Below are 15722 nucleotides of genomic sequence, written 5' to 3' on the forward strand. Positions count from 1 at the left end.
CTCTGTTGTCTATAGGCTTGGGGAGGTCAACGGTAAGACGGCTGCGGGGTCCGCAGCCGCCCTTGCATGGTCAGCCTTTCTGCTGCTGAACGATGCCGTAAATATTGGTCGAACGGGCGCCGGAGCGGCAATAGGCTAGCACCGGGCCGTCCGCTTCTTCGAGTGCGGCGGCCATTGCATCCACGTCGTCCTGGGTCAGCTGGCCTGAAACCACGGGGACGTAGTAGATCGGGATGCCTGCCTTTTCGGCGACCTTGGCGATTTCGGCAAATTCCGGCTGATCCGGTGATTCACCATCCGGGCGGTTGCAGATCAGGGTCTGGTAGCCTGCCGCAGCAATATCGCGTACATCGTCGGGTGAAATCTGCCCGGTCACGGCAAAGCCTTCGTCAATCTGACGGATATCCATTTTCTTTCCTTGAGAATGTGATTGGTGGCAGCACCATACATCAAACGCTGACCAATGCCACATCAAAGCCGATTGATCGGGGCCGCAAATTGCGAGCATTGCTCCATAAATAGGCATATGCGACTAATTGATAATAATATAGGCATTTGATTGCCGAAACGGTGCCGGCCGCACCCTTGTTTCCGCCGCTGCGGTCTTCGTAATATTCAAGGCCTGTGGCGCTTGACCGTTGTAATCTCGGGCTAATCCAAAGATTTCACACGAGCAGGGCGCTGCAATCCGCAGTTGGCACGGTCGTTGCATAGTATTCCCTCGGTACAAACAACCATAAAGAGGGGTTTACCTGAATGTTCAGTCTAACAGCCAGATTTATTGGAACCTTGGCGGCCGCCGCCGTGGGAGCGACACTGACCCTTGCACCGGCAAAGGCAGCCGAGGACACAATCAAGGTCGGTATTCTGCATTCATTGTCCGGTACGATGGCGATTTCCGAAACCACGCTCAAGGATACGATGCTCTTCCTCATCGACGAGCAGAACAAGAAGGGCGGGGTTCTCGGCAAGAAGCTTGAAGCCGTCGTTGTCGATCCGGCGTCGGATTGGCCGCTGTTTGCAGAAAAAGCCCGTCAGTTGATCGAACAGGACAAGGTCGCGGCGGTTTTCGGCTGCTGGACATCGTCCTCGCGCAAATCCGTGCTTCCGGTTTTCGAAGAACTGAATTCCCTGCTGTTCTACCCGGTTCAGTATGAAGGCGAGGAAAGCTCGCGCAACGTCTTCTACACGGGTGCTGCACCGAACCAGCAGGCTATTCCCGCCGTGGATTATCTCGCCAAACAGGAAGGTGTGGAGCGCTGGGTTCTCGCTGGTACCGACTATGTCTATCCGCAGACCACCAACAAGATCCTGAAGGCCTACCTCAACGCCAAGGGCGTGAAGGATGAGGACATCATGATCAACTACACGCCATTCGGTCATTCCGACTGGCAGACGATCGTGTCCGACATCAAGAAGTTCGGCTCGGCCGGCAAGAAGACCGCCGTTGTTTCCACCATCAATGGCGATGCCAATGTGCCGTTCTACAAGGAACTCGCCAACCAGGGCATCAAGGCCGAAGACATTCCCGTTGTCGCCTTCTCGGTGGGCGAGGAAGAGCTGGCCGGTCTCGACACCAAGCCGCTGGTCGGCCATCTCGCCGCCTGGAATTACTTCGAATCCGTCGATTCCGACGCCAATGCCGACTTCATCAAAAAATGGCATGCCTATATCAAGAACGACAAGCGCGTGACCAATGATCCGATGGAAGCAACGTTCATCGGTTTCAACATGTGGGTGAAGGCCGTCGAAGCCGCCGGCACCACCAAGTCGGATGCCGTCATCGATTCGATCGTCGGCGTCTCCGTCCCGAACCTGTCCGGCGGTTACGCGGCGATGATGCCGAACCATCATATCACCAAGCCGGTCCTCATCGGCGAAGTGCAGGCCGATGGCCAGTTCGACATCGTCTACAGGACGCCGGGCCTCGTCGTCGGCGATGAATGGTCCGACTATCTGCCAGGCTCGAAGGACCTGATCTCCGATTGGCGCAAGCCGATGTCGTGCGGCAATTTCAACGTTGTCACCGGCAAGTGCGGCGGCGCGACCAAGACGAACTAAGCGCTAAAATCAGGCTCCGGCTTCGGGTCGGGGGCGACAACACCGAAGCCAACTCCATCCCCGTCGCGTGGCGGGGATGGAGCTCCTCCCAGGAATTTCAAATGCAGGATTGTTGAATGTCATTGAGCCGCTTCCTGTCCATCATCGCGATACTCGGGCTTTGCCTGTTTCCTGCGGCCGCCGGTGCGCAAGGCATGGACGACGCCAAACTCACATCGCTGGTGCAGGCGCTGGCCGGTGATAATTTCGACGAGACGAGCAAGGCCGTTTCAGAACTTGCCAAAAGCGGTACGCCGCGCGCCGCTGCCATTCTCAACGCATTGAGTGCCGGCGATCTCTATGTTTCGAAGGCTGACAAAGCGGTGTTTATCGGTACGCGCGATGGCGCGGATTATGCCGCAACGGATCCGCTGAGCGGTGCAAAACTGCCTCCCGTTCCGCGCAATACGGCCGACAAGATCAAGGTCAACAACCGGCTGCGCCGCGATATCGCCGCTGCCATCGGCGGCCTGACACTGATGAGCACCGACGCGGCAGAGCGCCGGTCCGCTGCCGAAGCAATCCTGAAGAACCGCGATCCTGAATCCATTCCGTTGCTGGACCAGGCCCTGTCGGCGGAGAAGGATGCGGGGATCAAGGCGCTGATGCAGCGGGCCAAGGCTGCTGCTGTTCTCAGTTCCAGCGCGGCAGACGATGTGAAGATCGCCGCCATCGCCGCAATCAAATCCGGGAACGGGCGCGAGGCGCTCGGTCTGTTGACGCCGCTCGCCGGTGTTCCGGGGCCGGTCGGCGAAGCCGCCAGTGCCGCCATATCCAGCATCAACGCAGAACTCGAAATCTGGAACGGTATCCAGAATGTCATTTACGGCCTGTCGCTTGGCTCGGTCCTGCTGCTCGCGGCTATCGGCCTTGCGATCACATTCGGTGTCATGGGTGTCATCAACATGGCCCATGGCGAAATGGTGATGATCGGCGCCTACACGACCTTCGTGGTGCAGCAGATCATCCGCACATCGATGCCGGGGTTGTTCGAATATTCGCTTCTGTTTGCCTTGCCCGCCGCTTTTCTCGTCTCCGGCGCCATCGGCGTCGTCATTGAGCGCGGGATCATCCGCTTTCTCTATGGCAGGCCGCTGGAGACCCTGTTGGCCACCTGGGGTATATCGCTGGTGCTGCAGCAGGCGACGCGGTCGTGGTTCGGTGCCTCGAATGTTCAGGTCAGCAGCCCGTCATGGATGTCGGGCTCCTTCGATGTCGGCATGCTCACGCTGACATGGTCACGCCTCTGGATCATCGTGTTCGCCTTGTCGGTCTTTGCCGTGCTGCAACTGGTGCTGAAGAAAACCATGCTCGGCCTGCGCATGCGGGCGGTCACGCAGAACCGGCGCATGGCGTCCTCCATGGGCATCCGCACGCCATGGGTCGACGCGCTCACCTTCGGTCTTGGTTCCGGTATTGCCGGCATTGCCGGCGTTGCGCTCAGCCAGATCGACAATGTCAGTCCCAATCTGGGCCAAGGCTATATCATCGACAGTTTCATGGTCGTGGTCTTTGGCGGTGTCGGCAATCTCTGGGGAACGCTGGTCGGCGCCATGTCGCTCGGCATTGCCAACAAGTTCCTCGAGCCCTTTGCCGGAGCCGTCCTTGGCAAAATTCTCGTGCTGGTGCTCATCATCCTGTTCATTCAGAAGCGTCCGCGCGGTCTCTTCGCACTCAAGGGAAGGGCCATCGAGGCATGATCACCCAATGGTTTTTCAGACATGGCGACCGGCGCAGCCGGATTGCGGTCATCATTCTGGTGGCGGTTGCCTGTCTCGTGCCCGTCCTCAATCTGCTGGTACCGGACACCTCGCCCCTGCATATCCCGACCTATTTGGTTTCGCTGCTCGGCAAATACCTGACCTATGCGCTGCTCGCCGTGGCGCTTGATCTGGTCTGGGGTTTCTGCGGCATTCTTTCGCTTGGCCATGGCGCGTTCTTTGCGCTCGGCGGCTATGCCATGGGCATGTATCTGATGCGCCAGATCGGCCCGCGCGGTGTCTATGCGGATCCGGTCCTGCCGGATTTCATGGTGTTCCTCAACTGGAAGGAACTGCCGTGGTTCTGGTACGGTTTCGACAATTTCTGGTTCGCGGCCCTGATGGTCGTGCTGGTGCCGGGGGTGCTGGCCTTCGGCTTCGGCTGGCTGGCCTTCCGCTCGCGTGTGACGGGTGTCTACCTCTCCATCATCACCCAGGCCTTGACCTATGCGCTGCTGCTCGCCTTCTTCCGCAACGACATGGGCTTTGGCGGCAATAATGGCCTCACGGATTTCAAGGATATTCTCGGCTTCAATGTGCAGGCGGGAACGACCCGTTCAGCGCTGTTCGCAGCAACCGCCCTGTTTCTGGCGCTGGCCGTTCTTGTGTCCAGTTTCATCATTCGCTCGAAGCTCGGCAAGGTGCTGGTCGGTGTGCGTGACGCGGAAAGCCGCATGCGCTTCCTCGGCTATCGCGTTGACCGGTACAAGCTGTTCGTCTGGACGGTCTCTGCCATGATGGCGGGCATTGCCGGGGCGCTTTATGTGCCGCAGGTGGGCATTATCAACCCGTCCGAGTTCGAACCCGCCAATTCCATCGAAGCGGTCATCTGGGTGGCGGTCGGCGGGCGTGGCACGATCATCGGTCCGATCATCGGCGCGATCCTCGTCAATTTCGGCAAGACCTACTTTACCGCGGCGTTTCCGGAGATTTGGCTGTTTGCCCTCGGTGCGCTGTTCATCCTCGTCACGTTGTTCCTGCCCAAGGGCATTCTCGGGCTCTACGGCTCGTGGCAAGCCCGCAGAGCCAGCCATGCGGCACGCAAAGACGAGGAGGTGCTGTCGCCGGTGGTGAAACAGGGCGGCAAGCTCGCCCCGGTACCTGAACCCCAGGCTGCGGAGTAGCCCCATGAAGGCCAAGGACACATTGCTTTATCTCGACGGCGTTTCGGTTTCCTTTGATGGATTCCGTGCCATCAACAACCTTTCGCTCGTGCTTCAGTCGGGAGAGATGCGCGCCATCATCGGTCCGAATGGGGCGGGGAAAACCACCATGATGGATATCATCACCGGCAAGACCAAGCCGGACAGCGGCGATGTCTATTTCAACGGCACGGTCGACCTGACCGGGCATGACGAAGCCGACATTGCCATGCTCGGCATCGGCCGCAAGTTCCAGAAGCCGACCGTCTTCGAAAGCCACACGGTTGAGGACAATCTGGTGCTGGCACTGTCCGGGCCGCGCTCGGCCCTGTCAGCGCTGTTTCATCGCCAGAGCCAGGATGAAGCCGACCGTATCCACGAAATCCTCTACACGATCCGGCTGTTTGAAAAGCGCCACTGGCTGGCGGCCAGTCTCTCGCACGGCCAGAAGCAATGGCTGGAGATCGGGATGCTGCTCGCGCAGGACCCGAAATTGCTGCTGGTGGATGAGCCGGTCGCCGGGATGACCGACGCGGAAACCGCGGAGACGGCGAAACTCCTGCGCGACATCGCCCGCACCCGCTCGGTGATCGTGGTGGAGCATGACATGCATTTCGTGCGCGAGCTCGGCGTGAAGGTCACCTGCCTGCACGAGGGCTCGGTGCTGGCTGAGGGCTCGCTCGATCATGTCAGCAACGACCCGCGTGTTATCGAGGTCTATCTCGGGCGATGAGGCGGTGTGTGGCACATCAACGGGAGGGAATTTTCTGATGCTTACGGTTGAAAATGTTTCTCTTCACTATGGCGCCGCGCAAGCATTGCGCGGCATATCGCTTGAGGTGAAGCCGCAATCCATCACGTGCGTCCTCGGCCGTAACGGTGTCGGCAAGACCAGCATGCTCCGGGCGATTGTCGGTCAGCACCCGCTATCGTCGGGGTCGATCAGCTTCGATGGTGCGCCGCTCGGCAGGAAGCCGCCCTACGACCGGGCGCGGGCCGGCATTGCTTTCGTGCCGCAGGGGCGCGAGATCTTTCCGCTGCTCACCGTGCGTGAAAATCTGGCGACGGGCTTTGCCGCCGCCAGACGCGGCAACCGCAATGTGCCGCCGGAGGTTTTCGAGCTTTTCCCCGTGCTCAAGACCATGCTGGGACGTCGGGGCGGGGACCTGTCCGGCGGCCAACAGCAGCAGCTCGCCATCGGTCGTGCGCTGGTCACGCGTCCACGGCTGCTTGTTCTGGATGAGCCGACCGAAGGCATCCAGCCGTCGATCATCAAGGATATCGGCCGCGCCATCCGGTTTCTGCGCGATCAGACCGGTCTCGCCATCCTTCTCGTCGAACAATATCTCGATTTCTGCCGCAAGCTGGCAGACCATGTCTACATCATGGATCGCGGCGAGATCGTCCATTCCGGCGATGCGGCAAGTCTCGACAGGCCGGAGGTGCGCAAGTTCCTGACGGTCTGAATGGACCACCGCTCTTGCTGTCGGCGGGTAATCATCGATAGAGTCTTGTCGGAGGACGGATTTCGATGATCGACAAGCTGGAATTTTTTATCGCTCTGGCGCGCAACCAGCATTTTGGCCGCGCGGCGGAGGAATGCGGCGTCACGCAGCCAACCCTGTCGGCCGCGATCCGCCAGCTTGAAGATACGCTGGGTGTCGTCCTCGTTCAGCGCGGCTCACGCTACAAGGGATTGACGCCGGAGGGCCAGCGCGTGCTCGAATGGGCGCGGCGCATTGTCGGCGATACACGGACGATGCGCGAAGAAATCCGCGCTGCACGCTATGGTCTGTCCGGGCATGTGAAGATAGCGGCAATCCCCACGGCGCTTGCCATGGTCTCGCGCCTGACGACGCCATTTCGCGAAAAACACCCCGATGTGACCTTTTCGGTGACCTCGCGCACCTCGCTGGAAGTCCTGACGCTGCTCAGCAATTTCGAGATTGATGCGGGAATCAGCTATCTCGACAATGAGCCGCTCGGGCGGGTGACTTCGGTTCCGCTCTACTCGGAACGCTACCAATTGATCACCTCGACGGGCAGCACCTATTCGGATCGCGAATTTGTGACCTGGGCGGAGGTTGGTCAGTTGCCGCTCTGCCTGCTCACCCAGGACATGCAGAACCGCCGGATCATCAACAAACACCTGCACGAAGCGGGGGTGGACGTGCATCCGACGCTGGAATCCAATTTGATGATTGTGCTGTTCTCGCACATACGGACCGGCAAGTGGGCGAGCATCATGCCGCTCAACCTTGCGGAAACACTGGGTTTTTCCGAGCCGATCCGCGCTATTCCCATTGTCGAGCCCGATGCACGCCATCTTGTCGGGCTAGTGGCTGCCGACCGCGAACCCCATACGCCGCTGGTGTCCGCCCTGCTGCATGAGGCCCGGGCGCTTGCCATCGAACTCAATATGGTTTGATAGAAATCTTCTATCGATCAACGGGACTGGTATATTGATTAGTTGCGTCGTTTTTGATCTGTTCTAGGCTACGAGGAGCATTTAGGGAGGGCGCTGCACGAAATGCAGACCGCAAGTACCGATATCGCTGGGAGAGCGATAGACATTATCAATCAGTTGAAGGGTCAAGAAGGCCCGCTCCTTCCGATTCTGCACGAGTTGCAGGGCGAGTTCGGCTATGTGCCGCAGGAGACTTTGCCGCTGATTGCCCAGGCGCTGAACATATCGCGCGCCGAGGTGCACGGTGTTGTCACGTTCTATCACGATTACCGCGATCATCCGGCAGGCCGGCATGTGCTGAAGCTGTGCCGTGCGGAGGCCTGTCAGTCGATGGGCGGCGATGCCATGGCCCGAAAAGCCCGCGAACTGCTCGGCATCGACTGGCATGGAACAACCGCCGACGGTGCGGTGACGCTCGAACCGGTCTATTGCCTCGGCCTTTGCGCCTGTGCGCCCGCCGCGATGCTGGACGGCGAGGTCATTGGCCGTCTGGACGACGAAAAACTCGAAGAAATAGCGACGGGAGTGCGGCTATGACGGTCACATTCTTTGTCCCGCGCGATTCCGGCGCGCTTGCCCTCGGCGCCGAAAAGGTTGCCCGGACACTGCAGGATGAGATTGCTGCCCGCAATCTCGATGCGCGTATCGTTCGCAACGGGTCGCGCGGCATGTATTGGCTCGAACCGATGGTCGAGGTGGAAACACCGTCCGGCCGCGTGGCTTACGGCCCGGTCAAACATTCCGACCTGGCTTCGCTTCTCGATACGGGCATGGCCGAAGGCCGGACCCATCCGCTCTGGCTTGGCTTGACCGAGCACTTGCCGTTCCTGGCAAAACAGACCCGCCTGACCTTTGCCCGTTGCGGCATAACCGATCCTGTCTCGCTCGATGATTACCGCGCCCATGACGGCTTGAAGGGACTGGAGAAAGCTCTTGCCCTTTCGCCGCTCGAAATCGTCACCCAGGTGACGGAATCCGGCCTGCGCGGGCGCGGCGGTGCCGGCTTTCCCACGGGCATTAAATGGAAGACCGTCCTCGATGCGGCGGGCGAACGCAAATATATCGTATGCAATGCCGATGAGGGCGACAGTGGCACCTTTGCCGATCGCATGATCATGGAAGGCGATCCCTTCGTTCTGATCGAAGGCATGACCATTGCCGGTATCGCCGTCGGTGCCACCAAGGGTTACATCTATACCCGCTCCGAATATCCGCATGCGATTGCCGTGATGAATGAGGCCCTTGATGTCGCCCGCGAGGCTGGCGTGCTCGGCGCTTCGGTGCTGGGGTCTGCCCATGCTTTCGACATCGAGGTGCGAGTCGGTGCAGGCGCCTATGTCTGCGGCGAGGAAACCGCGCTGCTGGAAAGCCTCGAAGGCCGCCGTGGCATCGTCCGCGCCAAGCCGCCTTTGCCCGCACATAAAGGGCTTTTCGGCAAGCCGACGGTCATCAACAACGTGATATCGCTTGCCTCCGTGCCGGTCATTCTCGACAAGGGCGCGGCATTCTACAAGGATTTCGGCATGGGGCGCTCGCGCGGCACCATTCCGCTGCAGATCGCCGGCAATGTTCGGTATGGCGGGCTCTTCGAAACCGCCTTCGGTCTGACACTCGGCGAAATCGTCGATGATATCGGCGGCGGGACTGCGACAGGACGTCCGGTCAAGGCGGTGCAGATCGGCGGTCCGCTCGGCGCCTATTTCCCGCGTGAACTCTTCGATACGCCCTTCGACTACGAGGCCTTTGCCGCCAAGGACGGGCTCATTGGCCATGCCGGGCTCGTTGTCTTCGATGACAGCGTCGACATGCTGAAACAGGCACGTTTCGCCATGGAGTTCTGTGCTGTCGAGTCCTGCGGCAAGTGCACGCCCTGCCGTATCGGCTCGACCCGCGGTGTCGAGGTCGTCGATCGCATCGCCGCCAATGTCGAGCCGGAAAAGCAGATCGCGGTTCTCACCGACCTCTGCAACACGATGAAGTTCGGTTCGCTCTGCGCGCTGGGCGGTTTCACGCCCTATCCGGTGATGAGCGCGCTGACGCATTTTCCTGAAGATTTTCGTCCTGCGCCCGTCGCGCACGCGGCGGAATAGGAGCCCAAAATGTCTCTGATCCACGAAATCGATTTCGGCACGCCAGCCTCCAAATCTGAAAAGATGATCACCCTGACCATCGACGGCAACGAGATCACGGTACCCGAAGGCACCTCGATCATGCGCGCCTCGATGGAAGCGGGCATCAAGGTCCCTAAACTCTGCGCCACCGACATGGTTGATGCCTTCGGTTCCTGCCGTCTTTGCCTGATCGAGATCGAAGGGCGCAACGGCACGCCTGCCTCCTGCACAACCCCGGCGATGGAAGGTCTTGTCGTTCACACCCAGACCCAGCGCCTGAAGGACATCCGCAAGGGTGTGATGGAGCTCTATATTTCCGATCATCCGCTGGACTGCCTGACCTGCGCGGCCAATGGCGATTGTGAACTGCAGGACATGGCCGGTGCGGTCGGCTTGCGCGACGTACGTTATGGCTATCAGGGCGACAACCACGTCTTTGCCAAGGCGGACAACGTTGCCAATGACCGCTGGCTGCCCAAGGACGAATCCAATCCCTACTTCACCTATGACCCATCGAAATGCATCGTCTGCTCGCGCTGCGTGCGGGCCTGCGAGGAGGTGCAGGGCACGTTTGCGCTGACCATCGAAGGGCGGGGTTTTTCCAGCCGCGTTTCACCCGGCATGCACGAACATTTCATCGACAGCGAGTGCGTTTCCTGCGGTGCCTGCGTGCAGGCATGCCCGACCGCAACGCTGACAGAAAAGTCGGTTATCCAGATCGGCCAGCCGGAACATTCCAAAGTGACCACATGCGCCTATTGCGGCGTCGGTTGCTCGTTCAAGGCGGAAATGCGCGGCGAGGAACTGGTGCGCATGGTTCCCTACAAGGACGGCAAGGCCAATCGCGGTCATTCCTGCGTCAAGGGCCGGTTTGCCTATGGCTACTCGACCCACAAGGATCGCATCCTCAACCCGATGATCCGCGAGAAGATTTCCGATCCGTGGCGCGAAGTCTCCTGGGATGAAGCCTACAAGCACGTTGCCAATGAATTCCGCCGCATCCAGTACCAGTATGGCCGCAACTCCGTCGGCGGCATCACCTCGTCGCGTTGCACCAACGAGGAAACCTACCTCGTGCAGAAGCTGGTTCGTGCCGGTTTCGGCAACAACAATGTCGATACCTGCGCCCGCGTCTGCCATTCGCCGACCGGTTACGGCCTGAACAAGACATTCGGCACATCCGCCGGCACGCAGGATTTCGACAGTGTCGAGCATACGGATGTGGTTATCGTCATCGGTGCCAACCCGACCGATGGTCATCCGGTCTTTGCCTCGCGCCTGAAGAAGCGTCTGCGCAAGGGCGCCAAGCTCATCGTCATCGACCCGCGCCGCATCGACCTCGTACGCTCGCCCCATGTGGCGGCGTCGTACCACCTGCCGCTGCGCCCCGGCACCAATGTGGCCGTGGTCACCTCGCTGTCCCACGTCATTGTCACGGAAGGCCTGTTCGATGAAAAATTCATCCGCGAGCGCTGCGACTGGGATGAGTTCCAGGATTGGGCTGCCTTTGTATCCGCACCCGAACACAGCCCCGAAGCGATCGAACAACTGACCGGTGTGCCGCCGCAGACGCTGCGTGAAGCCGCCCGGCTGTTCGCGACCGGTGGCAATGGCGCCATCTATTATGGCCTCGGCGTGACCGAGCACAGCCAGGGATCGACAACGGTCATGGCCATCGCCAACCTGGCCATGGCCACCGGCAATATCGGCCGCAAGGGCGTTGGCGTGAACCCGCTGCGCGGCCAGAACAATGTGCAGGGTTCCTGCGACATGGGTTCGTTCCCGCACGAGCTTCCCGGCTACCGCCATGTTTCCGGCGAAGCCACCCGCGATATCTTCGACAAGCTGTGGGGCGTCAAATTGCAGGACGAGCCGGGCCTGCGTATCCCCAACATGCTGGATGCGGCCGTCGATGGCACGTTCAAGGGCATCTACATCCAAGGTGAGGACATTCTCCAGTCCGACCCCGATACAAAGCATGTGGCCGCCGGTCTTGCCGCCATGGAATGCGTCGTGGTCCACGATCTCTTCCTCAACGAGACCGCCAACTACGCCCATGTGTTCCTGCCGGGCTCGACCTTTCTCGAAAAGGACGGCACCTTCACCAATGCCGAGCGCCGCATCAACCGCGTGCGCAAGGTCATGAGCCCCAAGAACGGTTTTGCCGACTGGGAAGTTACCCAGAAACTGGCGCAGACCATGGGCCTCAACTGGAATTATACGCACCCGTCGCAGATCATGGATGAAGTTGCCCTGACCACGCCGAGCTTTGCCGGTGTGTCCTATGATCTCCTGGAAAAGGAGGGTTCCGTTCAGTGGCCGTGCAATGAAAAGGCGCCGCTGGGCACCCCGATCATGCACATCGAGAGTTTTGCTCGTGGCAAGGGCAAGTTCGTCCGCACGGAGTACGTGGCAACCGACGAAAAGACCGGGCCGCGATTCCCGCTTCTCCTCACCACCGGACGTATTCTCTCCCAGTATAATGTCGGTGCGCAGACCCGCCGCACCGACAACGTGGTCTGGCACGAGGAAGACCGGCTGGAGATTCATTCGCACGACGCCGAACAGCGCGGTATCCGCGACGGCGACTGGGTGAAGATAACAAGCCGCTCCGGTGAGACCACGCTGCGCGCACTGATTACCGACCGGGTTTCGCCGGGTGTGGTCTATACAACCTTCCACCATCCGACGACGCAGGCCAATGTCATCACCACGGATTTCACAGACTGGGCAACCAATTGCCCGGAATACAAGGTGACGGCGGTGCAGGTGGGTGCGTCCAACGGGCCGAGTGACTGGCAGGTCAAATATGACGAGCAGGCCCGCCAGAGCCGGCGCATCGCCCAGACGCTCGACGCGGCGGAATAACCATGGCCGGGCGCCCCACACGGTTGCAGGTCCCGCGCATCACCCGCCGCCGCAAGGGCGAGGGCGATGTCTACGCGACCGGCAGCCGCATGGTGCCCGAGGAAACGCCCGTCGCATTCAGCTACAACGGCACCACCCACGCGGTGATGATGGCAAGCCCGGCCGACATGGAGGATTTTGCCGTCGGCTTCAGCCTGTCGGAAGGCATTATTGCCCTGCTCGACGAAATCAGTGAAATCGCCGTTGAAGAGCATGGCGAGGGCATCGATATCCAGCTGCGCCTCGCCGATGCGGCCGGACAGGAACTCACCGACCGCCGCCGCCGCATGGCGGGACCCGTTGGCTGCGGGCTGTGCGGCATCGAGTCCATCGAGCAGGCGTTGAAGCCGGTGGCTTCGGTCGACGCGACGCGCCTGCAACTGACGCCGGGCGATCTGGCGCAGGCGGTGCGGCTGCTGTCGCCGCTGCAGCCGCTGCACAATGAAACCGGTGCGGTGCATGCGGCCGGATTCTATGTTCCCGGCCAGGGTATCGTGGCCGCGCGCGAGGATGTCGGCCGCCACAACGCCCTCGACAAGCTTGCCGGTGCCCTGTGCCGAACCGGCATCAGCGGTGCATCGGGCGCCGTTGTCATCACCAGCCGCGTCTCCATCGAAATGGTGCAGAAGGCGGCAATCATCGGCGCTTCCGTCCTGATTGCCGTATCTGCGCCAACGGCCTTGGCTGTGCGCACCGCGCAGGCGGCGGGCATGACGCTTGTTGCGCTGGTACGCGGCGATGAATTCGATGTCTTCACGCGTGCCGAGCGTATTCCGATCGCTGTAAATGCAGTGGCGGGTGCAACCGATGACACCGCTGCGTCCGGAAAATCCAACCTGGATCAGGCCTCGCCCACCCTTGTGCAAAGTCCAACTGTTCGATTGGTGCAATATGGATAATGAGAATCACCGGCAGTCGACCGCCGACAAGCTGGTCTATATGGCCAACCAGATCGCCACCTTCTTTCACACCCAGCCCAAGGATGAGGCGGTAGAGGGTGTGGCTGGCCACATCAACAATTTCTGGGAGCCGCGCATGCGTACCCAGCTCTTTGCCATCCTGGAAAAGGATGACAATGGCCTTGACCCGCTCGTGGTCGAGGCAGCGTCCCATATCCGCAAGCCGGCTCCCGCCTCGGCTTGAACGTTGCAAGGGCGGCATTTCGGCTGCTCGACATGCGTTGCCTCTTGATTACCAGAAGGCCGGAGAACACCCGAACAAGAAGACGATCAGGCCGAGCCGGAACCGGCCGATAAACTGAAATATTAAAACATGAATCACCGCCATAAGGGCTTGGAGGAGGAATTCACATGTCAGCAACCGACAGGGCAGAGCCGCGGATTTATGAAACCCCGGGTATTCTCGACCGGGAACGCATCGTTGCCAAAGCGGGTTTCAACCGCTGGCTGGTGCCGCCCGCAGCGCTTGCCATTCACCTTTGTATCGGCATGGCCTACGGGTTCAGCGTGTTCTGGCTGCCGCTGTCGCGCGCCATCGGTGTCGAGCAATCGGTTGCCTGCGCGGATCTCAACCTTCTGACAGCGCTTTTCACCACGAGCTGTGATTGGCGCGTCAGCGATCTCGGCTGGATCTACACGCTGTTTTTCGTGCTTCTTGGCTGTTCCGCCGCCATCTGGGGTGGCTGGCTCGAACGCGTCGGGCCACGCAAGGCTGGCGTGGTCTCGGCGGTGTGCTGGTGCGGGGGCATGGTGCTGGCGGCCATTGGCGTCATCACGCACCAGCTCTGGCTGATGTGGGTCGGTGCCGGTGTGATCGGCGGTATCGGCCTCGGGCTCGGTTACATCTCTCCGGTGTCCACGCTGATCAAATGGTTTCCCGACCGGCGGGGTATGGCGACCGGCATGGCCATCATGGGCTTTGGCGGCGGTGCCATGATCGGGGCGCCGCTGGCCAACCTTCTGATGAATCATTTCAAGGCACCGGATACTGTCGGCGTCTGGCAGACCTTTCTGGTCATGGCCGCCGGCTATTTCGTGTTCATGATGTGCGGTGCCTTCGGCTACCGTATTCCGCCGGCCGGTTGGCGTCCGGAAGGCTGGACACCGCCGACGGACGCCAAGGCGATGATCACCACGCGGCACGTGCATCTGCGCGATGCTCACAAGACGAAGCAGTTCTGGCTGATCTGGGCCGTGCTCTGCCTCAACGTGTCCGCCGGTATCGGTGTGATCGGCATGGCTTCGCCCATGCTGCAGGAAATCTTTGCGGGCAAGCTCATCGGCCTGCCTGATGTCAGCTTCACCCAGCTGGATGCGGGCCAGAAAACCGCCATCGCCTCCATTGCCGCGGGCTTTGCCGGTCTGATTTCCCTGTTCAACATCGGCGGGCGGTTCTTCTGGGCCTCGCTCTCCGACCGGATCGGCCGCAAGGCCACCTATTTCACCTTCTTTGCGCTTGGCATCGTGCTCTATGCGCTGGCGCCGACCGCCGCCCATATGGGCAGCCAGGCGCTGTTCGTCGCGATTTTCTGCGTGATCCTGTCCATGTATGGCGGCGGCTTTGCCACAGTCCCGGCCTATCTCGCCGATATTTTCGGGACGCAGTTCGTCGGCGCCATCCATGGCCGGCTGCTGACGGCCTGGGCAACGGCGGGTATCGTTGGGCCTGTCGTGGTCAATTACATCCGTGAGTTCCAGATCAATGCGGGCGTGCCGCGCGATCAGGTCTATGACCGCACCATGTATATTCTCGCGTGCATGCTGGCGCTGGGCTTCATCGCCAACTTTTTTATCCGCCCGCTTGCATCGAAATGGTTCATGTCCGACGCCGAGGTTGCCGCGCTGCAGGCCAAGACCAAGACGGCGGATGCTGGCGCCACCGGCTCGTTCGGCATCGGCCATGGCGGGCTCGATGCCAAGGCGGCGCTCGCCTGGGCCGCGGTGGGTATTCCCATTCTCTGGGGTGTCTGGGTGACCGTGCAGCAGGCGGTCGTGCTGTTCCGATAACAGCGTTCATATAGATCAAGGCAGGCTCCGTTCGCGGGGCCTGTTTTTTGATTCCCGTTCAGCAGCTGCGCAGGCCGCATGGATCGAAGGGCAGGTCGGCCAGTTCATCGAGGCCCATGGCTTGCAGTGCCGGGTGAGAGAGCGGATCACGGCGCCAGTGATCCAGCGCATCATGATCGACAGGACTACTCTCCTCGCTGGGCGGAACGAGAGTCTCTGCAAACCATTTTATTAGCCAGAAAATCTTCATCACACAGCTCCCATGAATC

Annotated in this window: 14 protein-coding genes; 12 read left to right on the forward strand and 2 right to left on the reverse strand. The window is 60.6% G+C overall.

Translation table 11 applies throughout. The annotated features are described in order from the left end of the window. Positions 1 to 70: 70 nt before the first annotated feature. Positions 71 to 409: a protein tyrosine phosphatase family protein gene (locus ACZ5FP_RS06695; protein WP_130268767.1), complete on the reverse strand. Its 339-nt coding sequence runs from the start codon at positions 407 to 409 to the stop codon at positions 71 to 73. 347 nt (positions 410 to 756) lie between these two features. Here ACZ5FP_RS06695 and urtA point away from each other — a divergent pair, with 347 nt between their 5' ends. The 12 genes from urtA to ACZ5FP_RS06755 all read left to right on the forward strand — a co-directional run bounded on the left by urtA (position 757) and on the right by ACZ5FP_RS06755 (position 15453). Continuing rightward, positions 757 to 2061: an urea ABC transporter substrate-binding protein gene (gene urtA / locus ACZ5FP_RS06700; protein ID WP_223611646.1), complete on the forward strand. Its 1305-nt coding sequence runs from the start codon at positions 757 to 759 to the stop codon at positions 2059 to 2061. Between the two features lie 116 nt (positions 2062 to 2177). Beyond that, the gene (gene urtB / locus ACZ5FP_RS06705; RefSeq protein ID WP_464662832.1) at positions 2178 to 3800 is read left to right on the forward strand and encodes an urea ABC transporter permease subunit UrtB; all 1623 of its coding nucleotides are present in this window, start codon (positions 2178 to 2180) and stop codon (positions 3798 to 3800) included. Further along, positions 3797 to 4984: an urea ABC transporter permease subunit UrtC gene (gene urtC / locus ACZ5FP_RS06710; protein ID WP_464662833.1), complete on the forward strand. Its 1188-nt coding sequence runs from the start codon at positions 3797 to 3799 to the stop codon at positions 4982 to 4984. Before urtB ends, urtC begins: the two co-directional genes overlap by 4 nt. Before the next feature lie 4 nt (positions 4985 to 4988). Next, positions 4989 to 5735 (forward strand): urea ABC transporter ATP-binding protein UrtD, encoded by a 747-nt coding sequence (gene urtD / locus ACZ5FP_RS06715; protein WP_464662834.1) that lies wholly within the window; start codon positions 4989 to 4991, stop codon positions 5733 to 5735. A gap of 37 nt (positions 5736 to 5772) precedes the next feature. Continuing rightward, positions 5773 to 6468, forward strand: a complete 696-nt coding sequence (gene urtE, locus ACZ5FP_RS06720; RefSeq protein ID WP_464662835.1) for an urea ABC transporter ATP-binding subunit UrtE — start codon at positions 5773 to 5775, stop codon at positions 6466 to 6468. 65 nt (positions 6469 to 6533) lie between these two features. Then, positions 6534 to 7430: a LysR family transcriptional regulator gene (locus ACZ5FP_RS06725; protein WP_464662836.1), complete on the forward strand. Its 897-nt coding sequence runs from the start codon at positions 6534 to 6536 to the stop codon at positions 7428 to 7430. Between the two features lie 102 nt (positions 7431 to 7532). Further along, complete coding sequence (locus tag ACZ5FP_RS06730) at positions 7533 to 8006, forward strand: formate dehydrogenase subunit gamma (RefSeq protein ID WP_463011657.1); 474 nt, start codon at positions 7533 to 7535, stop codon at positions 8004 to 8006. Beyond that, the gene (locus ACZ5FP_RS06735; protein ID WP_464662837.1) at positions 8003 to 9559 is read left to right on the forward strand and encodes a formate dehydrogenase beta subunit; all 1557 of its coding nucleotides are present in this window, start codon (positions 8003 to 8005) and stop codon (positions 9557 to 9559) included. Before ACZ5FP_RS06730 ends, ACZ5FP_RS06735 begins: the two co-directional genes overlap by 4 nt. 9 nt (positions 9560 to 9568) lie before the next feature. Then, positions 9569 to 12448 carry a formate dehydrogenase subunit alpha gene (fdhF, locus tag ACZ5FP_RS06740; protein WP_464662838.1) on the forward strand — a complete coding sequence of 960 codons (2880 nt, stop codon included), beginning with the start codon at positions 9569 to 9571 and terminating at the stop codon, positions 12446 to 12448. Positions 12449 to 12450: 2 nt separating this feature from the next. After that, positions 12451 to 13386 carry a formate dehydrogenase accessory sulfurtransferase FdhD gene (gene fdhD / locus ACZ5FP_RS06745; protein ID WP_464662839.1) on the forward strand — a complete coding sequence of 312 codons (936 nt, stop codon included), beginning with the start codon at positions 12451 to 12453 and terminating at the stop codon, positions 13384 to 13386. Beyond that, positions 13379 to 13630, forward strand: coding sequence for a formate dehydrogenase subunit delta (locus ACZ5FP_RS06750; RefSeq protein WP_346306658.1), 252 nt, complete (start codon positions 13379 to 13381; stop codon positions 13628 to 13630). Before fdhD ends, ACZ5FP_RS06750 begins: the two co-directional genes overlap by 8 nt. Before the next feature lie 167 nt (positions 13631 to 13797). Continuing rightward, positions 13798 to 15453, forward strand: a complete 1656-nt coding sequence (locus ACZ5FP_RS06755; RefSeq protein ID WP_464662840.1) for an OFA family MFS transporter — start codon at positions 13798 to 13800, stop codon at positions 15451 to 15453. A gap of 58 nt (positions 15454 to 15511) precedes the next feature. On the opposite strand, the gene ACZ5FP_RS06760 is transcribed toward ACZ5FP_RS06755, so the two are convergent. Next, positions 15512 to 15703 (reverse strand): hypothetical protein, encoded by a 192-nt coding sequence (locus tag ACZ5FP_RS06760; RefSeq protein WP_288194879.1) that lies wholly within the window; start codon positions 15701 to 15703, stop codon positions 15512 to 15514. Between the last annotated feature and the right edge of the window lie 19 nt (positions 15704 to 15722).

Source organism: Phyllobacterium sp. T2-21 (assembly GCF_055378485.1).